The organism is Mycobacterium sp. MAC_080597_8934, assembly GCF_000523975.1.
GTDB lineage: Bacteria > Actinomycetota > Actinomycetes > Mycobacteriales > Mycobacteriaceae > Mycobacterium > Mycobacterium avium.
Genome location: NZ_JAOS01000028.1, coordinates 178,490 through 200,244 on the forward strand (window position 1 = coordinate 178,490; position 21,755 = coordinate 200,244).

The 21,755-nt window shown below is 68.7% G+C and carries 24 protein-coding genes and 1 pseudogene; 13 read left to right on the top strand and 12 right to left on the bottom strand.

Annotation, left to right across the window (positions count from 1 at the left end; translation table 11 throughout):
* Nucleotides 1-45 precede the first annotated feature (45 nt).
* On the top strand, nt 46-1,011 hold the full coding sequence (locus NF20_RS15970) for a diacylglycerol/lipid kinase family protein (protein ID WP_003874608.1): 966 nt from the start codon (nt 46-48) through the stop codon (nt 1,009-1,011).
* A 281-nt stretch (nt 1,012-1,292) separates the two neighbouring features.
* Complete coding sequence (gene whiB1, locus NF20_RS15975; protein ID WP_003874607.1) at nt 1,293-1,547, top strand: transcriptional regulator WhiB1; 255 nt, start codon at nt 1,293-1,295, stop codon at nt 1,545-1,547.
* 69 nt (nt 1,548-1,616) lie between these two features.
* On the opposite strand, the gene NF20_RS15980 is transcribed toward whiB1, so the two are convergent.
* Both NF20_RS15980 and NF20_RS15985 read right to left on the bottom strand, forming a co-directional pair.
* Nucleotides 1,617-3,116, bottom strand: coding sequence for a sensor histidine kinase (locus NF20_RS15980; protein WP_003874605.1), 1,500 nt, complete (start codon nt 3,114-3,116; stop codon nt 1,617-1,619).
* Nucleotides 3,117-3,144: 28 nt separating this feature from the next.
* Nucleotides 3,145-3,360 carry a biotin/lipoyl-binding carrier protein gene (locus NF20_RS15985; RefSeq protein ID WP_003874604.1) on the bottom strand — a complete coding sequence of 72 codons (216 nt, stop codon included), beginning with the start codon at nt 3,358-3,360 and terminating at the stop codon, nt 3,145-3,147.
* Nucleotides 3,361-3,636: 276 nt separating this feature from the next.
* Between NF20_RS15985 and NF20_RS28950 the strand changes: the two genes are divergently transcribed.
* Nucleotides 3,637-3,711, top strand: coding sequence for a 50S ribosomal protein bL37 (locus NF20_RS28950; RefSeq protein ID WP_085976515.1), 75 nt, complete (start codon nt 3,637-3,639; stop codon nt 3,709-3,711).
* Nucleotides 3,712-3,717: 6 nt separating this feature from the next.
* Here the strand turns inward: NF20_RS28950 and rsrA are convergent, their stop codons facing one another.
* Nucleotides 3,718-4,032: a mycothiol system anti-sigma-R factor gene (gene rsrA, locus NF20_RS15990; protein WP_010949924.1), complete on the bottom strand. Its 315-nt coding sequence runs from the start codon at nt 4,030-4,032 to the stop codon at nt 3,718-3,720.
* Nucleotides 4,029-4,835 carry a sigma-70 family RNA polymerase sigma factor gene (locus NF20_RS15995; protein WP_011725922.1) on the bottom strand — a complete coding sequence of 269 codons (807 nt, stop codon included), beginning with the start codon at nt 4,833-4,835 and terminating at the stop codon, nt 4,029-4,031. The genes rsrA and NF20_RS15995 overlap by 4 nt, the downstream gene beginning before the upstream one ends.
* Before the next feature lie 218 nt (nt 4,836-5,053).
* Here NF20_RS15995 and NF20_RS16000 point away from each other — a divergent pair, with 218 nt between their 5' ends.
* Entirely contained in the window at nt 5,054-5,902 is an 849-nt protein-coding gene (locus NF20_RS16000; protein WP_023860969.1) for an SDR family oxidoreductase, read from the top strand.
* A 21-nt stretch (nt 5,903-5,923) separates the two neighbouring features.
* Here NF20_RS16000 and NF20_RS16005 read toward each other — a convergent pair whose 3' ends face one another.
* The 4 genes from NF20_RS16005 to NF20_RS16020 are packed head-to-tail and all read right to left on the bottom strand — an operon-like array spanning nt 5,924 to nt 10,149.
* Nucleotides 5,924-6,934 carry a zinc-dependent alcohol dehydrogenase gene (locus NF20_RS16005; RefSeq protein ID WP_023860968.1) on the bottom strand — a complete coding sequence of 337 codons (1,011 nt, stop codon included), beginning with the start codon at nt 6,932-6,934 and terminating at the stop codon, nt 5,924-5,926.
* Nucleotides 6,931-8,115 (bottom strand): sulfotransferase family protein, encoded by a 1,185-nt coding sequence (locus NF20_RS16010; protein ID WP_023860967.1) that lies wholly within the window; start codon nt 8,113-8,115, stop codon nt 6,931-6,933. The genes NF20_RS16005 and NF20_RS16010 overlap by 4 nt, the downstream gene beginning before the upstream one ends.
* Nucleotides 8,116-8,119: 4 nt before the next feature.
* Complete coding sequence (locus tag NF20_RS16015; RefSeq protein WP_023860966.1) at nt 8,120-8,869, bottom strand: SDR family NAD(P)-dependent oxidoreductase; 750 nt, start codon at nt 8,867-8,869, stop codon at nt 8,120-8,122.
* Nucleotides 8,866-10,149 (bottom strand): alkyl sulfatase dimerization domain-containing protein, encoded by a 1,284-nt coding sequence (locus NF20_RS16020; protein ID WP_023860965.1) that lies wholly within the window; start codon nt 10,147-10,149, stop codon nt 8,866-8,868. The genes NF20_RS16015 and NF20_RS16020 overlap by 4 nt, the downstream gene beginning before the upstream one ends.
* An 84-nt stretch (nt 10,150-10,233) precedes the next feature.
* Here NF20_RS16020 and NF20_RS16025 point away from each other — a divergent pair.
* From NF20_RS16025 to NF20_RS16040, 4 genes and pseudogenes are all read left to right on the top strand, one after another.
* Nucleotides 10,234-11,003, top strand: a pseudogene (locus NF20_RS16025) (SDR family NAD(P)-dependent oxidoreductase).
* 3 nt (nt 11,004-11,006) lie between these two features.
* A complete protein-coding gene (locus NF20_RS16030; protein WP_023860963.1) occupies nt 11,007-11,630 on the top strand; it encodes a TetR/AcrR family transcriptional regulator in 624 nt (207 codons plus the stop codon).
* 79 nt (nt 11,631-11,709) lie between these two features.
* The gene (locus tag NF20_RS16035) at nt 11,710-11,958 is read left to right on the top strand and encodes a hypothetical protein (protein WP_023860962.1); all 249 of its coding nucleotides are present in this window, start codon (nt 11,710-11,712) and stop codon (nt 11,956-11,958) included.
* A gap of 168 nt (nt 11,959-12,126) precedes the next feature.
* Nucleotides 12,127-13,515, top strand: a complete 1,389-nt coding sequence (locus NF20_RS16040) for an HNH endonuclease signature motif containing protein (RefSeq protein ID WP_033717351.1) — start codon at nt 12,127-12,129, stop codon at nt 13,513-13,515.
* A 12-nt stretch (nt 13,516-13,527) separates the two neighbouring features.
* Here NF20_RS16040 and NF20_RS16045 read toward each other — a convergent pair whose 3' ends face one another.
* Nucleotides 13,528-14,292, bottom strand: a complete 765-nt coding sequence (locus NF20_RS16045; RefSeq protein WP_023860922.1) for an SOS response-associated peptidase — start codon at nt 14,290-14,292, stop codon at nt 13,528-13,530.
* Between the two features lie 120 nt (nt 14,293-14,412).
* Here NF20_RS16045 and aroA point away from each other — a divergent pair, with 120 nt between their 5' ends.
* Nucleotides 14,413-15,720 carry a 3-phosphoshikimate 1-carboxyvinyltransferase gene (gene aroA, locus NF20_RS16050; protein WP_023860921.1) on the top strand — a complete coding sequence of 436 codons (1,308 nt, stop codon included), beginning with the start codon at nt 14,413-14,415 and terminating at the stop codon, nt 15,718-15,720.
* Nucleotides 15,717-16,712 carry a ribosome small subunit-dependent GTPase A gene (gene rsgA / locus NF20_RS16055; protein WP_009978701.1) on the top strand — a complete coding sequence of 332 codons (996 nt, stop codon included), beginning with the start codon at nt 15,717-15,719 and terminating at the stop codon, nt 16,710-16,712. The genes aroA and rsgA overlap by 4 nt, the downstream gene beginning before the upstream one ends.
* Here the strand turns inward: rsgA and NF20_RS16060 are convergent.
* Nucleotides 16,696-17,172 carry a winged helix-turn-helix transcriptional regulator gene (locus NF20_RS16060; protein WP_023860920.1) on the bottom strand — a complete coding sequence of 159 codons (477 nt, stop codon included), beginning with the start codon at nt 17,170-17,172 and terminating at the stop codon, nt 16,696-16,698. The genes rsgA and NF20_RS16060 overlap by 17 nt on opposite strands.
* 94 nt (nt 17,173-17,266) lie before the next feature.
* On the opposite strand from NF20_RS16060, the gene NF20_RS16065 reads away from it, so the two are divergent.
* Together NF20_RS16065 and NF20_RS16070 are read left to right on the top strand one after the other, a co-directional pair.
* Entirely contained in the window at nt 17,267-18,442 is a 1,176-nt protein-coding gene (locus NF20_RS16065; protein WP_011725935.1) for a thiolase family protein, read from the top strand.
* Between the two features lie 4 nt (nt 18,443-18,446).
* Nucleotides 18,447-18,971, top strand: coding sequence for a DUF302 domain-containing protein (locus tag NF20_RS16070; RefSeq protein ID WP_023860919.1), 525 nt, complete (start codon nt 18,447-18,449; stop codon nt 18,969-18,971).
* Here NF20_RS16070 and NF20_RS16075 read toward each other — a convergent pair.
* Both NF20_RS16075 and NF20_RS16080 read right to left on the bottom strand, forming a co-directional pair.
* Nucleotides 18,957-19,850 carry a metal-dependent hydrolase gene (locus NF20_RS16075; protein ID WP_023860918.1) on the bottom strand — a complete coding sequence of 298 codons (894 nt, stop codon included), beginning with the start codon at nt 19,848-19,850 and terminating at the stop codon, nt 18,957-18,959. The two genes, NF20_RS16070 and NF20_RS16075, sit on opposite strands and share 15 nt — an antisense overlap.
* The gene (locus NF20_RS16080; RefSeq protein ID WP_023860917.1) at nt 19,847-20,989 is read right to left on the bottom strand and encodes a hypothetical protein; all 1,143 of its coding nucleotides are present in this window, start codon (nt 20,987-20,989) and stop codon (nt 19,847-19,849) included. The genes NF20_RS16075 and NF20_RS16080 overlap by 4 nt, the downstream gene beginning before the upstream one ends.
* Before the next feature lie 118 nt (nt 20,990-21,107).
* Here NF20_RS16080 and NF20_RS16085 point away from each other — a divergent pair, with 118 nt between their 5' ends.
* Nucleotides 21,108-21,734 (top strand): TetR/AcrR family transcriptional regulator, encoded by a 627-nt coding sequence (locus tag NF20_RS16085; RefSeq protein ID WP_031343637.1) that lies wholly within the window; start codon nt 21,108-21,110, stop codon nt 21,732-21,734.
* The last annotated feature ends 21 nt before the right edge of the window (nt 21,735-21,755 follow it).

Below are 21,755 nucleotides of genomic sequence, written 5' to 3' on the forward strand. Positions count from 1 at the left end.
GCCGCGCTGCGGCGCGCATCGTCGCACCGCATAAGCTCGTGGCTCATGCGGGCCGTGCTGATCGTCAACCCAACAGCGACTTCGACCACCGCGGCCGGGCGCGATCTGCTGGCCCACGCGCTGAAGAGCCGCCTGCAGCTCGCCGTCGAGCACACCAACCACCGCGGTCACGGCACCGAACTCGCGCAGAAGGCGCTCGCCGACGGCGTCGACCTGGTCGTCGTGCACGGCGGTGACGGCACGGTGAGCGGGGTGGTCAACGGCCTGCTCGGCCGTCCCGGATCGCTGCCGACCGGACCGGTGCCGGCGGTGGCGGTGGTCCCCGGCGGCTCCGCGAACGTGCTGGCGCGGTCGCTGGGCATCTCCCGCGACCCGGTCGCGGCCACCAACCAGCTCATCCAACTGCTCGACGACTACCAGCGCCACCACACCTGGCGCCGCATCGGACTGATCGACTGCGGCGAGCGGTGGGCCGTGTTCAACACCGGCATGGGCGTCGACGCCGAGGTGGTGGCCGCCGTCGAGGCCGAACGCGACAAGGGCGGCAAGGTGACCGCGTGGCGCTACATCCGCGCGGCGGTGCCCGCCGTGTGGGGCTACACCCGCCGCGAACCGATGCTGACGCTGGAACTGCCGGGCCGCGAACCCATCACCGGCGTCAGCTTCGCGTTCGTGTCGAACTCGAGCCCGTGGACGTTCGCCAACGAGCGGCCGGTGTGGACCAACCCCGGCTGCAGCTTCGAATCCGGCCTGGGGGTGTTCGCGCCCACCACCCTCAAGCCGATTCCCACCCTGCGGATCGTCCGGCAGATGTTCGCCAAACGCCCCGCCTTCGACTTCAAGCAACTGATCACCGAAGATGACCTGCCCTGCCTGCGAGTTACCTCGACCGGCGGCCCCGTCGCCTGCCAGTTCGACGGCGATTACCTCGGCGTGCGCGAAACCATGACGTTCAAGTCCGTTCCGGACGCGCTCGCGGTCGTCGCGCCGCCGCGGCAAAAACGTCTCTGACCAGCTACAACACCGCGGCCCCAGGGCGGCCGGAAAACGCGGTTCCGGCGAAGAGACCCGTCAGTGTAGTACAACGGAGTAAGGGTTCGGCTACGAGATGATCAAAGTGAGATAGCCCACGAGCGAACTCACACTATTGACATCTGTTGAGCCTGTGAAACGATCAAAAGGTTGCATGCAGAAATTTCGTGGGGGTACGGCCCCTTTTCTTCTGCACGCGTTAAACAGCCGAAGAAAATGGCCGTGCGCCTTGCTGCGCACTCAGTAAGGAGTAAAGACGTATGGATTGGCGCCACAAGGCGGTCTGTCGCGACGAGGACCCGGAGCTGTTTTTCCCGGTGGGGAACAGCGGCCCGGCGCTCGCGCAGATCGCTGACGCGAAACTGGTCTGTAATCGGTGCCCGGTGACCACAGAGTGCCTCGGTTGGGCCCTGAACACGGGCCAGGACTCGGGCGTCTGGGGCGGCATGAGCGAAGACGAGCGGCGCGCCCTGAAGCGTCGCAACGCCCGGACAAAGGCCCGCAGCGGGGTTTAACCCGGATAACGCAAAACGGTGCGGCCTCGACGATTGTCGGGGCCGCACTCTTGCGTGCGGGTCGCGCGGCTACAGCAACATCCTGGTCCGGCGCCCGATCGGCACCCGCAACACCACGTCGGTGCCGCGTTCGGAGGCTTCGCTCATTCCCAGCGTGCCGTCCAGCTCCGCCGACACCAGGGTGCGCACGATCTGCAGGCCGAGACTGTCGGAGGCCTCCAGGCTGAATCCCTCCGGCAGGCCGCGGCCGTCGTCGTGCACCACGACGTCGAGCCAGCGGGCCGAGCGTTCGGCGCGGATCGTCACCGACCCCTCGGCGGCCGTCGGATCGAAGGCGTGCTCGATCGCGTTCTGCACCAGCTCGGTGATCACCATGATCAGCGCCGTGGCCCGGTCGGAGTCCAGCACGCCCAGATCGCCGACCCGGTTGATCCGGATCGGGCGGTCCACCGACGCCACGTCGTTCATGATCGGCAGGATCCGGTCGATCACCTCGTCGAGGTTGACCTGTTCGTCCACCGACATCGACAGCGCGTCGTGCACCAGCGCGATCGACGACACCCGGCGCACCGACTCGATGAGGGCTTCGCGCCCCTCGGGGTTGGTCGTGCGGCGGGCCTGCAGCCGCAACAGCGCGGCCACGGTCTGCAGGTTGTTCTTGACCCGGTGGTGGATCTCGCGGATGGTGGCGTCCTTGGAGATCAGCGCGCGGTCGCGGCGCTTCACCTCGGTGACGTCGCGGATCAGCACCGCCGCGCCGGCGCTGGCGCCGTTGACCACCAGCGGCAGGGTGCGCAGCAGCACGGTCGCCCCGCCGGCGTCGACCTCCATCCGCATGCTCTTGCCGCCGGCCAGCAGGTCCTTGACGTGCTCGGCCATCTCCTGGGCCTCGAACGAATCGGAGATCAGCGGCCGGGTGATCTCGATGAGGTTGTGGCCCTCCAGCTCGGTGGTGAGCCCCATCCGGTGGTAGGCCGACAGCGCGTTGGGGCTGGCGTAGGCGACGACGCCGTTGACGTCGAGGCGGATGAAGCCGTCGCCGGCGCGCGGGGTGGAGCGCGACATGGCCACGTCCCCCACGTCGGGAAAGGTGCCCTCGGCGAGCATGTGGACGAGGTCCGCGGCGCACTCCCGGTAGGCGATCTCCAGCTGGCCCGACGCGCGGTCGGCGGCCACCGCGGTCTGATGCCGGGTCAGCACCGCCACCACGTGCCCGCCGTAGCGCACTGGGGACGCCTCGACGTGAGTGCCGGGCAACCACGAATCTTGTTGGGCCGCAACGTCATCGGCTTTGGCGGCGCCGGAGGCGAAGGTCTCGGCGACCAGCGTCAGCCGCTCGGAGGCCACGACGGTGCCCACCGCGTCGGTTTGCAGCACGGTCGGCGCCGTGTTCGGCCGGCACTGCGCCACGCACACCAGCATGCCGTCGTCGCGGCACACCCACATCAGATAGTCGGCGAAGGACAGGTCGGCCAGCAGCTGCCACTCCCCGACCACCGCGTGCAGGTGGTCGACCGCGTTGCCCGGCAGCATGGTGTGCTCGGCGAGCAGATCACCGAGAGTGGACATCGAATAACTCCCGAGTGGTTGCCCGGGGCTAGCTGATCACCGCGATGAGGTCGCCCGCCTGAATGACGTCACCCACCGACACGCTGACCTTGCTGACGGTGCCACCGACTTCGGCCAGCACGGGAATCTCCATCTTCATCGACTCCAGCAGCACCAGGGTGTCGCCCTTGCCGATCTGGTCACCCTCGTTCACAACGACTTCGAGCACGCTGGCCACGATCTCGGCGCGCACATCCTCGGCCATCTTCACCCCACTCGTTTTCGGCCTCTGCGCAGGCTGGCTGCTGGTTCATCACGGTTCTATCAGGCCCCGTCAGGCTCACCTACATCGAACCACAGCACCGGCCGCGACGGCGGCACACCGGTCCCGACGGGTCCCGGCGAAGGCTCGCACCGGGGTCCGACGAGGGCTCCGACGAGGGCGAAGTCGGTGCGCGGCGGCGCTCGTGAGACACTGGGCAGCAAGCCAACCGGCGCGCGACGGCCGGTGTGACAAGCAATCGACGGAGGTTTTCGACCGATGGCCAAACGAGGCCGCAAGAAGCGTGACCGCAAGCACAGCAAGGCCAACCACGGCAAGCGGCCCAACTCCTGACGGACGCTACTGCGTGCCCCGGATGATGGTGGTGCGCCGGATTTCCAACCGCAGCCGCTCGCGCAAGCCCTCCGGGGCCTTCTCGCCCTTGCATTTCGTGGCGATCAACGCCTTGATCCGCTCCTCGAGCCCGTAGTGCTTGAAGCAGCCGGGACACGCCTCGAGGTGCCGGCGCAGTTGCTCCCGGGTGTCCGGGCCGCATTCGCCGTCGAGCAGCAGCCAGACCTGGCGGATCACCTCCGCGCAGCCGACGGCGCCGTGGGAATCGTCGTTCGGGCAGGATTCGGACAAGGCGTCGCCTTGCCCGGATGACTCACTCATGACGACACCTCCTCGTGCGTCTGCTGCCCGCGGTTGAAACCGCGCTCCTTGGCCACGTCGGCCAGCAGGCCACGCAGCTGCCGTCGGCCGCGGTGCAGCCGTGACATTACCGTTCCAATCGGCGTATCCATGATCTCGGCGATTTCCTTGTACGGGAAACCCTCGACATCGGCGTAATACACCGCCATCCGGAATTCTTCCGGCAAAGCCTGCAGCGCGTCTTTGATTTCGGAATCCGGCAGCGATTCCAGCGCCTCGACCTCGGCCGAACGCAGCCCGGTCGAGGAATGCTCCGCATTCGACGCCAGCTGCCAATCGGTGATTTCCTCGGTCGGATACTCCGCGGGCTGGCGCTGCTTCTTGCGGTAGCTGTTGATGTAGGTGTTGGTCAGGATGCGGTAGAGCCACGCCTTGAGATTGGTGCCGGCGCGAAACGAGCGGAACCCCGCGTAGGCCTTCACCATCGTTTCCTGCAGCAAATCCTCGGCGTCGGCCGGATTGCGGGTCATCCGCAGCGCACCGCCGTACAGCTGGTCCAGCAGGGGAATCGCGTCGCGCTCGAACCGCGCCGTCAATTCGGCGTCGGTCTCTTCGCGCGTCTCTTCGTGCGCCGCCGGTTCTGCGTGCGCCTCGGGGACTTCCGGGCTGGTCACGCCGTCTGGGCCATCTGGAGAATCGGCCATTTCGATAAACCCGGTCCCTTCTGCTGCGGTGTCACCGGAAAGCACCGAAAGCGCCCCCGGACTCGCAAGGAAGCCAGCCAACTGCTCCTCGCCTAACAGGCTCGTCGCCGTTGACACCACGCTGCTCCTCCCAATCTAAAGGCTGCCCCCGACAGTGTCTGCCCGGGTGTGGCCCACCGCACCAAAGACCGATCCCAATACCGATCCAAAGACCGATTGGATCAACAGTGCGCGCGACCGGGCTATTTCCCGCCGGTTTCCGGCCGCATTTCCCGCGGCTTTCCGGGCCCGGTCAGACCCCGATCGGACCGGATCCGCCGTGGCGTTAGTGTGACGCCATGTCCCTGAATGGCAAGACCATGTTCATCTCCGGCGCCAGTCGCGGTATCGGCCTGGCGATCGCCAAGCGCGCCGCCCAGGACGGCGCCAACATCGCGTTGATCGCCAAGACGGCCGAGCCGCACCCGAAGCTGCCGGGGACGGTGTACACGGCGGCCAAGGAGCTGGAGGAAGCGGGCGGACAGGCGTTGCCGATCGTGGGCGACGTCCGCGACCCGGAGTCGGTGGAGGCCGCCGTCGCCAAGACCGTCGAGCAGTTCGGCGGTATCGACATCTGCGTCAACAACGCCTCGGCGATCAACCTGGGTTCCATCACCGAGGTGCCGATGAAGCGGTTCGACCTGATGAACGGCATCCAGGTGCGCGGCACCTACGCGGTGTCGCAGGCGTGCATCCCGCACCTGAAGGGCCGGGCGAACCCGCACATCCTGACGCTGTCGCCGCCGGTGCTGCTCGGCAAGGAGTGGTTGAAGCCGACGGCCTACATGATGGCCAAATTCGGTATGACGTTGTGCGCGTTGGGCATCGCCGAGGAGATGCGCGAGGCCGGCATCGCCTCGAACACGCTGTGGCCGCGCACGCTGGTGGCGACGGCCGCGGTGCAGAACCTGCTCGGCGGGGACGAGGCCATGGGCCGGGCCCGCAAGCCCGAGGTGTATTCGGACGCCGCCTACGTCATCCTCAACAAGCCGGCCCGCGAGTTCACCGGCAACATGCTGCTGTGCGAGGACGTGCTGGTGGAATCCGGTGTCACCGACCTGTCGGTGTACAACTGCGTGCCGGGATCCCAACTGGGCGTGGACTTTTGGGTGGACGGCGTCAACCCGCCGGGATACACCGGCCCCTAGGAGCGGCCGTTCGTAGGCCGGTCAGCAGAAGGTGACGACGACCTTGTCGGCGGCGCCGGGAGTACGGGCCAGTTCGAGCGCCTCGCCGACGCGGTCGAACGGAATGGTGTGGCTGACGATCAGCGCGTACTTCTCCCAGTTCCTCACCAGATCGCCGGTCACTTCGAAGATTTCGTCCGGATAACCCATGCTCCCGACGATGGTGATCTCGTTGCTCATCACGTTGATCAGGTCGACGGGCACCGGTTCCTTGTGCACGCCAACGATTCCCAACGTGGCGCCCTTCTTGGCGGCGGCCAGCGCGGTGCTGACGACGGCCGGCGCGCCGGCAGCGTCGAGGTAGATGTCGGTGCCGGCCTTGCCGGGGAACATGCTCTCGCCCGGGCCGTGCAGCTCGACCAGGCGCGCCGCCACGTCTTCTTCGGCGGAGTTGACGACCGCGTCGGCGCCGATCCGCACTGCCTTGTCCAGGCGCCCGGGAATCAGATCGATGACCACGATGTGCTGCACGCCGAGGGATTTGAAGGCCAGCGTGGCGCCCAGCCCGATCGGGCCGGCGCCGAAGACGACGACCTTGTCCGTGGGTCGGGGTTGACAGCGGTTGACGCCGTGGCGCGCGACGGCCATCGGTTCGTTGAGCGCCGCCACCTCCCACGGGATGTGGTCCGGAATGACCTCGAGACTTGTTCCGCGGACGGCGTTTTCGATCAGCAGGTAGTCGGCGAGCGCCCCGCTGGCTCCGCCGTTGCCGATGATGCCGCTGGGCGCGGCCATCGGGTTGATGACGACGTGGTCACCGACGGCCAGCCCGGTCACCTCGGCGCCGACCCCGACGACCTCGCCGGCCGGTTCGTGCCCGAGCGGGGTGTGTCCCTGCCGCGGCGGGACGCCACCGATGCTGATGTAGAACGCGTCGGAACCGCAGATACCGCAGGCACGCATCCGCACCAGCACGTCGCGCGGGCCCACGCCGGGGCGCTCGACCTCGACGACCTCGGCCCGGTCCGGGCCGGTAACCACGGATGCTTTCACGGCGTGCCTTCCAGTTCAATGTCGAAGGTGTCGAGGTATTCGGCGAAGATCGGCTGGAGCGCTTCGACGGTCAGGCCGTATTCGTCGAGGCGATAGGCGTTGAGCGCGAACCGGTCCTGCGGGTGCTCGGCGCGCCAATTGCGCATGCGCGCTTCGGTTTCGGCGGTCAACGGCTCGTCGGCCCACTCGTAGATGCGCCGCATGACGTCCATCGGGTCGCGCATCATCTCGTGGTAGTACATGTGGAAGAAGCGCTCGTCGCCGATGCGCTCGCGGGCCCGCAGCGGCCGGTCGACGTGGTAGCGCATCTGCCACATCGCCAGCCGGCCCATCTCCGTCTGATCGAGAAGCTCGGTGTTCATCACCAGGCTCTGCGGCAGCCGCCACAGGTTGCACAGCGAACCGGTCGCCTTGTACGGGTCGCGGTGGGCCCAGATCAGCCGGGCGTCCGGGAACACCTTGAGCAGCGCCTCGATGTGCACCGAATGCGACGGCATCTTCAGGCTCCAGCTGCCCGGGGCGGTGGACTGCAGCACCTGCAGGTATCGCTTCTGGTACTCGTACGTGCTGCTCATGTCGGCCTCGTCGAACAGCCACCGCGCGTAGCGGTCCGTGGGCAGGAAGGAATCCCAGGACAGGCCCTTGAAGTCCTGGTTGTGGATGAACATGTCCTCGGTCGGGCCGTCGGCGTCTTCCCAGTGCGGCAGCGGCATTTTCGCCCGTGTCACGGCGTCCAGGATCTTGCGCTGCTCGTCCAGCAGGGCCAGGCAGCGCGGGTCGGTGCGCAGCGTCTCGGTGCTCGCCGGCGGGACCGGATGCACGCACTGCCAGTGCAGCGGCGACCGCCGGGCCGGGTCCTGGTCGAGCAGGTAACTGATGACCGTGGTGCCGGTGCGCGGCATGCCGAGCACGATGAGCGGCCGCTCGACCGGCGCGTCGAGCACCTCGGGGTGGTCCTGGATGTAGGCGTGCACCTGTAGGCGCCGGCCCAGCGCGTTGGTGGCGTCGTCGAGGACTCGCTGGCGCCCGAATGGCGTGAAGACCGGCGAGGTGTTGACCTCGTCGACGATCAGCGCCAGGCCCTCTCGCCAAGAGTCGGAGTCGATTTCGCTGAGGCCGGTGCGCTGCGCGGCCAGCTTGAAGACGTCGTCGGCGGTGGTGATGTTGTCGAAGTCGCTCATGGCCCTAGACCGTCAGGTATCCGCCGTCGACCGCAATCGTGCTGCCCGTGATGTACGACGCCGCCTCGGTACACAAAAACAGCGTGGCCCCAGCGCAGTCCGCGGGCGTGCCCGGCCGGCCCAGCGGGGTGTGAAAACCGATCTCGACGTCCATCACTTCGGGAATTCCCATGGCGGGGTGGGTCATTCGGGTGTCGATCAGCCCGGGGGCGATGGCGTTGACCCGGATCCCGTCGCCGGCCCAGCGGCGGGACAGGTTCATGGTCAGGGCGACCAAGCCCATCTTCGACGACGCGTAGCCGGGGACGAAGACCGCCGAGCGGAACGCCGACATCGAGACGACGTTGACCACACTGGCGCCGCCGGCGGCCCGGCTGGACTTGAGCAGGTCATGACAGCGCATGGTCAGCCGCATCGGGCCGAACATGTTCTGCGCCACCGAGGCGACGTAGCCGTCCGGGTCGTATTCGTCGCCCGCGGGGTAGGGCCCGCCGGCGTTGTTGACCAGTATGTCCAGACCTGACAGTGAGTTCGCCAGGGCGTCAATGGATTCCGGATCCTGGATGCGGCACTGCCGGTAGCTGAACGCACCGAGGTCGGTGTCGGGGTAGTCGGTGGCCCCGGCGCGGGTTCCGGTCACCGTGACGGCGGCCCCGGAGTCGGCGAAGGCGGTGGCGATCGCGTTGCCGATGCCGCTGGTGCCGCCGGTCACCAGCACCCGGGCGTCGGTGAAGTCGAAGTGGACGGTGTTCATTCCGGGTCCCTCAATTCGCGGATCGATTTGGTGAGCCAGGCTTTCTCCCAGAAGTTTTCGGTGCCGGCCAGCAGCGCCTCGTGGGCGTCGGCGGCGACCGCACGCGCCCGGGCGTGCGCCGGTTCGGCGGCCAGGACGAGGTCGGTGAGATGCAGCGCCTGCACCGGCCGCCCGCCGTCCAGGTGAGCGCGGGCCGCCTCGGCCAGCGTTTCGGCGCCGGCGGCGTCGACCACGTCGGCCGCGACGGAATCCGGTGGCACACCGTACAACTCGGTGGTGGAGCGGTGCCGGAACCATCCGGTGTACATCTCCCAGATGGCCCGCACATTCCACGAGGTCTTGCCGTACCCCTCGCCGATGTCGAACCGCTCGGGCACCCTGACCTCGCGCATGGCCGTGTACAGGTCGGCGCCGGAATTCATCAGCTCGGCGGTGCGGTCGTGCACGGCCCGCATGGCGTCGCGCATCGCGGTGACTTCCTCGGCGATGCGGTCGGCGCCCTCGATGGGGGCGAAGTGACCGGTGATCAGTCGCTGCGGCCCGAACTCCAGCACGGTGTTCAACGACTCGATGTAGAGAATGGGGTCGCGGTAGCGGTCTCCGCGGATGGTCATCAGGTTGGGCACATGGCCGAACAGCGGCCCGAACAGGTTGCCGGTGAACAGGATTCGCTCCTCGGGCAGCCACACCACCAGCGCGTCGGTGGTCTCCCCACCCGGCGTCCACGCCAGCTCGAAGGCGCGCCCGCCGACACGCAGGTTCATGCGCTGGTCGAAGGTAACGGTCGGCTCGGGGAAGGTGAAGTCGAGCTCGGCGGGGTCGATGGTCTTGAAGTGCTCGAGCATGGCGTCGGAGAACTTCTGGAACGCGAACGACGTCTTGGGCACCCGATAGCCCATCAGCAGCGCGTTGTCGTCGCGCCAGTACCGATAGTTGCGATGCATGACGATGTCGGTGCCACGGTCGTCGCTGTCGTCGTCGCCGTCGCCGTCGTCGGCGCCGTCGCGCAGCGCGTTCACGCCACCCCAGTGGTCGGCGTGTCCCTGGGTGACGATGATGGCCCGCGCCGGACCGGGGACGTCGGCAAAAGCCTTGCGGTGCAACGGCCCTTCGAAGACCAGGCCGGTGTTGACGATCACCCGCCCGTCGTCGGTGGCCACCGCATAGGAGTTCGAGACCCCGGGTGACATCCAGACGTCGTCGCCCAGCGGCGTCGCCGGGGCGCCGGTGGCGGCCGCCAGGTCGCCGGCTCCGGGTCGCTCCCGGTGAATCCCAGCCATGACTGGCGATCCTCTACAGTTCTAGAGGTAAAGTCAATATGTTGCGGCCGGTTGCGGCGGGTTGCGGCGGTGAAGGGGATTTCCATGGGTCTTCGCGGGCTGGCGGACAAGGTCGCTGTCGTGGTCGGTGGGGCCACCGGCATCGGTGCGGCGACGGCCGCCCGGCTGGCCGGGAAGGCTGCCGCGTGGTCATCGGCGACCTGGCCGTCGACGCCGCGCGGCAGACGGCCGACCGCATCGGCGCCGCCGGCGGCACGGCGACCCAGGTGGCCTTCGACCTCGCCGACCCGGCGTCGGTCGCCGCCCTGATCGACTGCGCCACAACGACTTACGGCGGCATGGACCTGCTGTTCAACGTGGGCGCCGACATGAGCACCATCCGGGCCGACACCGACGTGGTCGATATCGACTTCGACGTCTGGGACCGGGTGATGACGGTCAGCCTGCGCGGTTATGTGGCCGCCATGAAATACGCCATCCCGCGCATGCTGGACCGCGGCGGAGGGGCCATCGTCAACATGTCATCGGCCGCGGCGTTTCAGGGTGATCCCGCCCGGCCGGCCTATGCCACCGCGAAAGCCGGCATCGGCGCTCTCACCCGCCACGTCGCGTCGCGGTGGGGCAAGGACAACATCCGGTGCAACGCGGTCGCGCCCGGGTTCACCGCCACCGAGACCATCCGGTCGGTGCCGCAATGGCCGGAGCTGGAAGCCGCCGCGCTCAAGCGAATTCGTGGGCCGCGCGTCGGCGACCCGGCCGACGTCGCCGCGCTGGTCGCGTTTCTGCTTTCCGCCGAGGGTGATTGGATCAACGGTCAGGTCATCAACATCGACGGCGGCACCGTCCTTCGGTGACTCATGGCAGCCGACTCCCGATCCCGCAGGCGTGACGGCGACGAACGCCGCCGCCAGCTGTGTGACGCCGCGATCCGGGTGCTCGCCGAGCACGGCTCGCGCGGACTGACGCACGGGCAGGTCGACCGTTACGCCGGCGTCCCCGAGGGCACCACATCGTACTACTACCGCACCCGTGCCGCGCTGCTGCAGGGAGTCGGCAAGCGGGTGGCCGAGATCGACGTCGCCAACCTGCAGTCGGTGATCGACGAGCCGCTCGATCCGCTGTCGCCGTTCGCGCACCTGGCGCGGCTCACCATGATGCAGGCCAGTGGGCCCGGGCTGATGCTGAACCGGGCGCGCCACGAGCTGCTGCTGGGCGCCGCCCGCGATCCCGGTCTGGCCGAAACCTCGCAGGTTTTCGCCGGCAGGGTCAACTCGATGGCCCGGGATGCCATCGCCCACCTCCAGCCCGACATCCGCGACCCCGCGCTGTTGGACGCGCAGACCACCGCCGTGACGACGTTCATCGCCGGTGTCTTCACCCGGCTGGCGGCGGGTGACCGCAACGTCGGCGACGCCGAGCAACTCGCCCATCTGCTGGAGGCGGTGGCCACCGCGGTGGCACTGCGGGCGCAGCGAAGTTAGCTTGGCGGCGAAAAGCGCTCCAGGGTCCCTCGCTTCGGCATACCGTTGATGCCGATTCGCGCGCCCACAGGAGGATTCGATGGACATGAAGCGTTGTGTCAAGCGTTTTGCCGGTGCCGGCGTGCTGGCATTGGCCGGGCTGGTGACGATCGGCGTGGGCGTCAGCACCGCCGAGACGCTTCAGACCGAGGGCAACTATCCCACCCGGGAGGCATGTCAAGATGCCGGCCCGGGCGTGAAGGTGTCCACGCCGGGGAACTGGAACAACTTCTGGTGCGTTCCGGACCGGAACGTCAACGGCAACTGGAAGTTGGTGCTGAGCAACTGATTCCGCGCCGGTTGGTGGCGGGCCGGCTGGCCAAACCTCAGGGCGTTGGCGCACCGGCCGGGCAGTGGGCGCACGCGTCCTGCCGCCGCCTAAATCCCTTGTGTCACTTTGGTTTCTGTGGTCACATTGCGGGATTTTTTGTCGGTGGGCTCGCCTAGTTTGCGAGGTATGAGTAGTGATCGGGAGGCGGTGTCGGCGGCGTTCGACGCCATCGATGCCGCCCTGGACGATCTGCTCGACTGCGACTACGCCGCGTTGGCCACGCGCGAGAAGTTGGCGTTGCTGAACCGCTGCGAGAAACTGCGCCGGCGGCTGCCGGCGGTCGAGCATCCGCTGATCAACGCGCTGGCCCGCGACGCCAGCCCGGCGGAGTTGGGGGGCCGGCTTTCGCATGCGATCGCCGAGGCCACCCTGATCAGCCGCGCCGAGGCCGCCCGGCGGGTGCACACCGCCGCCGACCTGGGCCCCCGCGTCGGGCTGACCGGCGAGCCGTTGCCGCCGCTGCTGGCGGCCACCGCCGCGCGGCAACGCGCCGGGTCGTTGGGCCTCGAGCAGGTGGCCGTCATTCGTAAGTTCTGCCACCAGTTGCCCGGTTGGATCGACCAGGCGACCCGGGAGCGCGCCGAAACCGACCTGGCCAGGGAAGGCACCCGGTATCGTCCCGAACACCTCGCGGCACTGGCCGGCACGCTGGCCGATTGCCTCAACCCCGACGGCCTCTACCGCGACGAAGACCGGGCCCGCCGCCGCAGCCTCACCCTGGGCAACCAACACGCCGACGGCATGTCCGAACTCCGCGGCTGGCTGTCCCCCGAACTACGTGCCACCCTCGAGGCGGTGCTGGCCAAACTCGCCGCCCCCGGCATGTGCAACCCACTCGATGAAAACCCCTGCGTGGACGGCAGTCCGAGTCAAACCGCCATCGACGGTGATGCCCGCTCGGCGGCTCAACGCAACCACGATGGGCTGCTGGCCGGGCTGCGCGCCCTGCTGGCCTCAGGAAACCTCGGCCAGCACAACGGGCTCCCGGCCTCCATCATCGTCACCACCACCCTGGCCGACCTCGAAACCGCCGCCGGACGCGGCCTCACCGGCGGCGGCACCCTGCTGCCCATGTCCGATGTGATCCGGCTATCCCGGCACGCCCGCCACTACCTCGCCATCTTCGACCACGGCAAAGCCCTGGCCCTGTATCACACCAAACGCCTGGCCTCCCCCGCACAGCGCATCGTGTTATACGCCAAAGACCGCGGCTGCACCGCCCCCGGCTGCACCGTCCCCGGCTACTACGCCGAGGTGCATCACTGCACCGACTACGCCACCTGCCACACCACCGACATCAACGATCTGACCTTCGCCTGCGGACCCCACCACCGCCTCCTGCAACCCGGCGCCTGGACCACCCACAAAAACGCACGCGGCGAAACCGAATGGATCCCACCACCCCACCTAGACCGAAACCAACCCCGCACCAACACCTTCCACCACCCCGAAAAACTCCTCCGCGGGGAGAACGGGGGTGAAGACGACGACGGCGATGACGACGAGGCGGCGTAGCGCTCGACGGCGCTAGAGAAGCCGAGCCTGCTCGGGCTCCGGCTTGGCCGGCTCGAGCAACTCCGGGCCGTTGTTGCGGACGTTGTTGACCAGCGTGGAGACCTCGCGCATGCGGATGGCGTGCACGTCGGGCGGGCGGGTCAGCAGCTCCTCGTCGACCGGGGCGTCGGGATCGAGCCAGCGGTCCCAGTCCCGCTCGGGCATCACCAACGGCATCCGATCGTGGATCTGCGCGAGTTCCCCGGGCGCGTCGGTGGTGATGATCGTGCAGCTCAACAGGGGCGGTGCGTCCTTGGCCGGCTTCCAGACCGACCACAGGCCCGCCATGAACAGCGGCTCACCGTCCTCGGAGTACATGAAGAACGGCGTCTTGCGGGGCTTTTTGCCGGCCGGGGCGTCGGAGTTGACCCGCCACTCGTAGTAGCCGTCCATCGGGATCAGGCACCGCTTGGACTTGGCGCTGGCCCGGAAGGCGGGTGAGCTGGTGACCTTGTCGGCGCGGGCGTTGATCAGCATCGGCCCCTTGGTCTCGGGCGCACCGCCCGGTCCGGCTTTGGCCCACGGCGGCACCAATCCCCAGCGCATCAGCCGCACCCGTCGCGTCGGCTCGTCCTCGGGCTCGGAATGGCGGCTGACCACCGTGGCGATGGTCGACGTCGGCGCCACGTTGTAGTTGGGAGCCGTGTCGCTCGGGGCGGCGCCGGTGGTTTCGTCGATCGCCTTGATCTTCTGGGCCAGCTGCGCCGGATCGGTGGTGACCGCAAACCGTCCGCACATGACTCCCATGGTGGCAGAGCCACCGGGTACGGGTCAGTGGCAGAGCCACCGGGTACGGGTCAGTGGCAGAGCCACGCAGTGCTATTGGGCCCGAAAACGGTGACAGGCGATGATGGACCGGTGACTACGTGGACGGCCCCCCTCGCACCGCAACCGGTGCACGCGACCGTGACCGTTCCGGGTTCGAAGTCGCAGACCAACCGGGCCCTGGTGCTGGCGGCGCTGGCCGCCGCCCAGGGCCGGGGCACCCCGACCCTCAGCGGGGCGCTGCGCAGCCGCGACACCGACCTGATGATCGGCGCGCTGCGCACCCTGGGCCTGCGCGTCGACGGGACAGGCCCGGAGCTGACCGTCAGCGGCCGCATCGCGCCCGGACCACACGCCCGGGTCGACTGCGGGCTGGCCGGAACGGTGCTGCGGTTCGTTCCGCCCCTGGCGGCGCTGGCCGACGCGGTGGTGGAGTTTGACGGCGACGAGCAGGCCCGGGCCCGGCCGATCGCGCCGCTGCTGGACGCGCTGCGCGGGCTCGGCGTGCGCATCGAAGGCACCGCCCTGCCGTTCCGGGTGCACGGCAGCGGCGCGCTCGCCGGGGGGACCGTGGCCATCGACGCGTCGGCCTCCTCGCAGTTCGTCTCCGGGCTGTTGCTCTGCGCGGCCTCCTTCACCGAGGGCCTGACCGTGCAGCACACCGGCGCGGCGCTGCCGTCGGCCCCGCACATCGCGATGACGGTGGCGATGCTGCGCCAGGCCGGCGTCGACGTCGACGACTCGGTCCCCAACCGCTGGCAGGTGCGGCCGGGGCCGGTCTCGGCCCGGCACTGGGAGGTGGAACCGGACCTGACCAACGCCGTTCCGTTCCTGGCGGCGGCCGTGGTCAGCGGCGGCACCGTGCGCATCACCGGCTGGCCGGCCGACAGCGTGCAACCCGCCGACAATATCCTGAGCGTGTTGGGCAAGCTGAATGCCGTTGTCTCCCAGACTGATTCGTCTCTGGAGGTGCGCGGCTCCGGGAGCTATGACGGTTTCGACGTCGACCTGCGCGCGGTCGGCGAGCTGACACCGTCGGTGGCCGCCCTGGCGGCGCTGGCCACGCCGGGATCGGTGTCGCGGCTGTCCGGCATCGCGCACCTGCGCGGCCACGAGACCGACCGGCTGGCCGCGCTGAGCGCCGAGATCAACCGCCTCGGCGGCGACTGCACCGAAACACCCGACGGCCTGGTGATCACCGCGACGCCGCTGCGCCCCGGGGTGTGGCACGCCTACGCCGACCACCGGATGGCGATGGCCGGTGCGATCGTCGGGCTGCGGGTGGCCGGGGTCCGAGTCGACGACATCGGCGCCACCAGCAAGACGCTGCCGGACTTTCCGCGGCTGTGGGCCCGCATGCTGGACACCAGCCTGCCGGACGGGGAAGAGCACGGCATGTGAGACCCGGCGACTACGACGAGTCCGACGTCAAGATCCGCTCCGGCCGCGGTTCGCGGCCGCGCACCAAGACCCGTCCCGAGCACGCCGACGCGCGGGCCGCCATGGTGGTCAGCGTCGACCGCGGCCGCTGGGGATGCGTGCTGGGCGGCGACCCGGACCGCCGGGTCACCGCGATGCGGGCGCGCGAACTCGGTCGCACGCCGATCGTGGTCGGCGATGACGTCGACGTCGTGGGCGACCTGTCCGGGCGGCCGGACACGCTGGCCCGCATCGTGCGTCGCGGCGAGCGCCGAACGGTGTTGCGGCGCACCGCCGATGACACCGATCCGACCGAGCGGGTGGTGGTCGCCAACGCCGACCAGCTGCTGATCGTGGTGGCGCTGGCCGATCCGCCGCCGCGCACCGGCCTGGTGGACCGGGCGCTGATCGCCGCCTACGCCGGCGGGCTGGTGCCGATCCTGTGCCTGACCAAGACCGACCTGGCCCCGCCGGAGCCGTTCGCGCAGCAGTTCGCCGACCTCGACCTGACCGTGGTGGCCGCGGGCCGCGACGATCCCCTGCCCGCGGTGGCCGACCTGCTCGCGGGCAAGATCACCGTGCTGCTCGGGCATTCCGGCGTCGGCAAGTCGACGTTGGTGAACCGCCTGGTGCCCGACGCGGACCGGGCCGTCGGCGCGGTGACCGAGATCGGCAAGGGGCGCCACACCTCGACGCAGTCGGTGGCGCTGCCGTTGACCGAGCGGCTGGGCACCACCGGCTGGGTGATCGACACGCCGGGCATCCGGTCCTTCGGCCTGGCCCACATCCAGCCCGACGACGTCGTGATGGCGTTCTCGGACCTGGCGGAGGCCATCGCGGACTGCCCGCGCGGCTGCGGGCACATGGGACCGCCCGCCGACCCCGAATGCGCCCTGGACACGCTGACCGGACCCGCCGCCCGCCGCGTCGCCGCCGCCCGACGGCTGCTGGACGCGCTCAACCAGACTTCTTAGCCAACCGCATACCCAGTTCGTCGGGCGGCACAAAATGCCCTTCGGCGCAACGGATTTCGACGCCGACCTCGGCGCCGCAGCCCAGGTGGGTCAGCTGCAACCGGTGACGCCCCGGCAGATGACGCCGGCCCCACTCGAACATCGCCCACACCACCGGCATGAAGTCGATTCCGGCCTGGGTGAGCACGTACTCTTCGCGGCTGCGCTGCCCGGGTTCCCGATACGGCCGCCGTTTCAGCAGCCCCAGCTCGACCAGCTCCGCCAGCCGCGCGGAAGTGGCCGCCTTGGTGATGCCCACCCGCCGGGCGAAGTCGTCGAACCGGGTGGTGCCGTAGTACGCCTCGCGCATGATCAGCATCGCGGACTTGGTGCCGACGACGGCCATCGTCTTCTCGATCGCGCACTCCCCCACCGCCGACCAGGCATCGCGGTCGGCCAGCGGCCCCTGCAGCAGTGTCATCCAAATCACCTCCTCGGCTGAGTTGCTTTAAGCATACCGAGGTGCTTATCTGAGTACAGTCGAATATATCCAGACCTGGACTCGAGGAGGAGCCATGAACCGCGACGCCGTCATCGTCGGGGCCGTCCGCACCCCGATCGGCAAGGGCAAGGCCAGTGGTGCGCTGCACGACGTGTTGCCCGCCGACCTGCTGGCCCACAGCCTGCGGGAGCTGGTGGCGCGCACCGGAGTCGATCCGGCGCAGGTCGACGACGTCATCGCCGGCGCCGTCACCCAGGTCGGCGACCAGGCGGTCAACATCGCACGAAACGCGTTGCTGGGAGCGGGTTTCCCGGAGTCGGTTCCCGGTGTCACCATCGACCGCCAGTGCGGCAGCAGCCAGCAGGCGATCAGCTTCGCGGCCCAGGGCGTCATCGCCGGCGCCTATGACGTGGTGATCGCCGCCGGGGTGGAGTCGATGGGCCGCGTCCCGATGGGCTCCCAGGTGCTGCCCGGCAGCAACCCGTTCGGCGAGGCGATGAACGCCCGCTATCCCGAAGGCCTGGTGCCGCAAGGGATCAGCGCCGAACTGATCGCCGCGAAGTGGGGATTCTCGCGCACCCAGCTCGACGAGTTCTCCGCCGCCAGCCACGAGAAGGCCGCCCGCGCCACCAAGGACGGGCTGTTCGACAACGAGCTCATCCCGATCGCCGGGCTGGCCACCGACGAGTTCATCCGGCCCGGCACCACGGTGCAGACGCTGGCCGGACTACAGCCCGCGTTCTACAGCGAAGCCACCGAAGCCCGCTTCCCGCAGATCAATTGGGAGATCACTGCTGGCAACTCCTCGCCGCTGTCCGACGGCAGCGCCGCGGTGCTGATCACCAGCAGCGAGACCGCCGCGCGGCTGGGTCTGCGGCCGCTGGCCCGGATCCACACCACCGCCGTGGTCGGCTCCGACCCGCTCTACATGCTGACCGGCGTGATTCCGGCCACCGAGAAGGTGCTGTCGAAGGCGGGCCTGACGCTGGCCGACATCGACCTGTTCGAGGTGAACGAGGCGTTCGCCCCCGTCGTGCTGGCCTGGGCGCAGGACACCGGCGCGGATCTGGACAAGACCAACGTCAACGGCGGGGCGATCGCGATCGGACATCCGTTGGGGGCCAGCGGCGCCCGCATCATCACCACTCTCGTCAACGCGCTGGAGCAACGCGGCGGAAGGTATGGCCTGCAGACGATGTGCGAGGGCGGCGGCATGGCCAACGCCACCATCATCGAGCGGTTGAGTTAGGCCCGTGACCGAGACCCGGTACATCCCCTTTCACGGCGTGCGGGTGCACTACGACAGCGCCAAGAGCTACGACCAACTGCGTGCCGCGCTGCTCGCCGACATCGGCGAGCAGCCGGTGCCGCTCAACGACATCGCCACCGACGCCGGCGACTGGGAGTCGTACCGCAAACACGTCGAATCCCACGTCGGCCCAAGCGGATTCATGCTGATAGGCCTCATCGATCATGGCGCCTGGATCGCCAAGGCCGGCATCGAGCGCAGGGCGCTGCGTGTGATCCTCGGCAACCCGCTGATCGCGATCACCATGCTGCGCCACGACGTGACGGCCGGGTTGTTCGCCCCGGTCGAACTGCTGCTCGCCGAGGAGGGTTCCGGCAGCAGCCTGACCTACGTCAAGCCGTCGTCACTGATGGTTCCGGAGAGGGACCCGGCGCCCGATCCGGAATTGCTCGCCGCCGCGGAAGCGCTGGACGAGAAATTGGCCGCGCTGGCCGTCAAGGTGACCGGCTCGGTATCAGAGTTCGCTTGAGTACCAGTGGCATACGTCATCCCCCTGGCTGTACCGCTGGAACCAGCGATCGGCGAACACCGGAAGTGGCTCCTTGGCGGGATCGTGCAGTGGCGTCTGGCTCATCAGCACGCGGGCGGCGGTGCCGAGCTTCTGCTTCCAGGGCACCGTGTGCAGCGCGGGCCGCACCCGCGGACCGGGACCGGCATCACGCCTCGGCGTCAGGCCGCGCCACGGGGCGAAATCCCGTGCTTCCACGCCGCGTTCCGATCGCGGCACGGCGGCGTCGATGCCGTCGAACAGCCTGGTGGCGACCTGCATCAGGTGTTTGACGACGCGGGGCAGCACCCGCAGCCGGTACCACTTGTCGCCGACGACCGCGTCGTAGACGACCAGGGCCGAGCTGCGATGCTCCACCTCCTCGACGAAGTGCCACATCAGCAGCGATGCCACGCGTTCGTCGCCGGGGCGAAACAGCGTGGCCTCGTTGTCGAGCAGCATCTTGAAGAACGGCGTGAAAGTTGCTTCCAGATCGGCGATGTAGGCCAGCCGGAAGTTCAGCGGGGTGGACTCCGTGAGGTGGTCATAGGACGCGACGGCCGCGTCGAGGATTTCCCGCAGCCCGGGGTGGCTCCGGATCAGGGCACGCAGGTGCTGGCGGTGCGCGTTGGCGTGTTGGGCCTCCTGACGCAGGAACGCCTCCGCCTCGTCGGCGACCGCGGGGTCGGTGATGCGGGGCATGGCCTCTCGCACCGCCGAGACGAGCATCTTCTCGAAGCAGATCGCCATCATCGAGACCATGTTCATGTAGGTGGAGAAGGCGGGATTGCCCGCGTTCCAATTGAACGGGACCTCGCCGTCGAGGTCGAAGCGGATGCGCCGAATCCGTAGTTCTGTCATGGCATTACCTCGCGCCGGTCGGTTCGCCGAAGGAGCGCGCTTAGACGGCCCACGGGGACCGTCACCGAAACGGTCAGCGCCACCGCGAGCACGAAGCACACCAGTGCGTAGGCCAGGCTGCCGGTCGGCGTTCCGTCACGGGTGAGCCCGTGCGCGGCGTTCAGGTAGGCGGGCATGGCCGACACCCACAGCGACCCGAGAACAAGCAAATACGCGGATCCGAAGATCGCGACGAAGGTGTTGGGCGCGCTCGGTGTGAACGCGGCATTGCGCCACTGCCGCAACAGCACCGGGATGGCCACCACGGCGAACACGCCCAGAAGAGCGAAGTACAGCGCCCGCCGCAACCCACCGTCGGGATGCTGGCCGCCGGTCAGCAGTATCGGGACGTTGGCGACGACCAGGCCGACCGGCACCAGCACGGCCACGCCGAATGTGCGGCCGGTCAAGGCAATTCGGCTCAGCCGGCGGCCCCGCTCGATCGGGCGGGTCACCAGCAGCTGGGCGAACAGCGCAACGCAGGCCGGCCCGACCGTGGCGAAGAGCAGGACGCTGCTCAGCGGCACCGACGCCAGCATCGGGCGGTTGATCGCGTTGTCGGCGTTCCACGCCCACCAGCGCAGTTGCGGACCCAGCTGGTCGAAGATCTCGTAGTAGCAGTTGTGCACGAACCCCACGCACACCGCGCCGACGATCGCGCCCCAGTCCCGGAACACGCCGAGGCTGCGGACCACTTCGTAGGCCAGGGTCAGCATCGCGGGATAGAGCCCGACGATGTAGAGCGGCAGCCGGTCGTACATGAACTGCACCGTGAAGACGTTGTGCGCGAAGACCGCACCGATGGTGCTGTCGACGCGGAAGACCGTCGGGAAGTACAGCGGCGGCTCCACGATCAGCAGGTAGATCACCGTGGCGAACCAGATCACGATGTTGACGGGATCGCGGTCGCGCCGCAGCCGGCGAATCGCCCACCACAGCGCCAGCACCGCGCCCGCGACCATCAGCAGCTCGAGCACCGGCAGCGTCCAATTCGCCAGTCCAAACGGGTTTCTCAGCGTCACCCACGGTGCGGCGTGCTCACAGCCGAACCCGAGCCGGTTGGCGATGCGCTCGATGTCGTCGCTACATTGACCGCTCATCGTCGGGCGTCCTCAGTTCCAGGCGCACGCACAAGCTGCACGCGCTTACCGAAAGCTTGACGATACATGTCTAACAAATGTGTGTCGCCACTGTCCAGCATTGACTACATTTGCAGGCATGCGGACTCACGGCTGGCAGGGCGAGCCGCCGCGCAGCGACGAGGATGCCGTCGCGCGGATCGTGGCGGCGGCCGACCGGTGCGTGCGGCGCCGCGGCGGGCAGACCACCATCGCCGACGTCGCCGCCGAGCTCGGGGTCAGCCGGAAGACCGTGTACCGATACTTCCCCAGCACCACCGCGCTGCTGCGGGCGGTGGCCACCGAGGGCACCCGAAAGTTCTTGGAAGCCATGGCCGAACGCCTGAGCGCGATCGACGACATCGCCGAGGCCGTCGTCGAGGGCATCGTCCTGACCGTCACCGCGGTGCCCGACGAGCCCTACCTCCAGCTCCTGCTGGAGGAGCCGTCCCACGCGCTGCTGCGCAGCATCACGTCGGAGACAGCGCGCCGCGTCGGGCAACAGGTCCTGGTCGAGCACACCTCGGTCGACTGGGAGCGCACGCCGATGGCGTCGCGGACCCTCGACGAACTGGTCGAATGGTCGCTGCGCGCCGTGCACTCCTTTCTGGCCAACCCCAGCGATCCGCCGCGCGACGCGGACCAGCTTCGCGGCTACCTGCGACGCTGGCTGGCCCCGGCGATCACGCAATGGGTACAACAGGCGGCGGCGGGGACGATGGTGTGACATTCGCCGACACTCGTCATT

Bases quoted from the DNA above. Each gene is read 5' to 3' on its own strand.
- NF20_RS16000 (WP_023860969.1), top strand. From the start codon at position 5,054: ATGTCCCTGAATGGCAAGACCATGTTCATCTCCGGCGCCAGTCGCGGT.
- NF20_RS16060 (WP_023860920.1), bottom strand. From the start codon at position 17,172: ATGACACTGCTGCAGGGGCCGCTGGCCGACCGCGATGCCTGGTCGGCG.
- NF20_RS15970 (WP_003874608.1), top strand. From the start codon at position 46: ATGCGGGCCGTGCTGATCGTCAACCCAACAGCGACTTCGACCACCGCG.
- NF20_RS16035 (WP_023860962.1), top strand. From the start codon at position 11,710: ATGGACATGAAGCGTTGTGTCAAGCGTTTTGCCGGTGCCGGCGTGCTG.
- NF20_RS16080 (WP_023860917.1), bottom strand. From the start codon at position 20,989: ATGAGCGGTCAATGTAGCGACGACATCGAGCGCATCGCCAACCGGCTC.
- NF20_RS15985 (WP_003874604.1), bottom strand. From the start codon at position 3,360: ATGGCCGAGGATGTGCGCGCCGAGATCGTGGCCAGCGTGCTCGAAGTC.
- NF20_RS16020 (WP_023860965.1), bottom strand. From the start codon at position 10,149: ATGGCTGGGATTCACCGGGAGCGACCCGGAGCCGGCGACCTGGCGGCC.
- NF20_RS16040 (WP_033717351.1), top strand. From the start codon at position 12,127: ATGAGTAGTGATCGGGAGGCGGTGTCGGCGGCGTTCGACGCCATCGAT.
- NF20_RS16045 (WP_023860922.1), bottom strand. From the start codon at position 14,292: ATGTGCGGACGGTTTGCGGTCACCACCGATCCGGCGCAGCTGGCCCAG.
- NF20_RS16065 (WP_011725935.1), top strand. From the start codon at position 17,267: ATGAACCGCGACGCCGTCATCGTCGGGGCCGTCCGCACCCCGATCGGC.
- whiB1 (WP_003874607.1), top strand. From the start codon at position 1,293: ATGGATTGGCGCCACAAGGCGGTCTGTCGCGACGAGGACCCGGAGCTG.
- NF20_RS15980 (WP_003874605.1), bottom strand. From the start codon at position 3,116: ATGTCCACTCTCGGTGATCTGCTCGCCGAGCACACCATGCTGCCGGGC.
- NF20_RS16015 (WP_023860966.1), bottom strand. From the start codon at position 8,869: ATGAACACCGTCCACTTCGACTTCACCGACGCCCGGGTGCTGGTGACC.
- rsrA (WP_010949924.1), bottom strand. From the start codon at position 4,032: ATGAGTGAGTCATCCGGGCAAGGCGACGCCTTGTCCGAATCCTGCCCG.
- NF20_RS16010 (WP_023860967.1), bottom strand. From the start codon at position 8,115: ATGAGCGACTTCGACAACATCACCACCGCCGACGACGTCTTCAAGCTG.
- NF20_RS16075 (WP_023860918.1), bottom strand. From the start codon at position 19,850: ATGACAGAACTACGGATTCGGCGCATCCGCTTCGACCTCGACGGCGAG.
- NF20_RS16085 (WP_031343637.1), top strand. From the start codon at position 21,108: ATGCGGACTCACGGCTGGCAGGGCGAGCCGCCGCGCAGCGACGAGGAT.
- NF20_RS16030 (WP_023860963.1), top strand. From the start codon at position 11,007: ATGGCAGCCGACTCCCGATCCCGCAGGCGTGACGGCGACGAACGCCGC.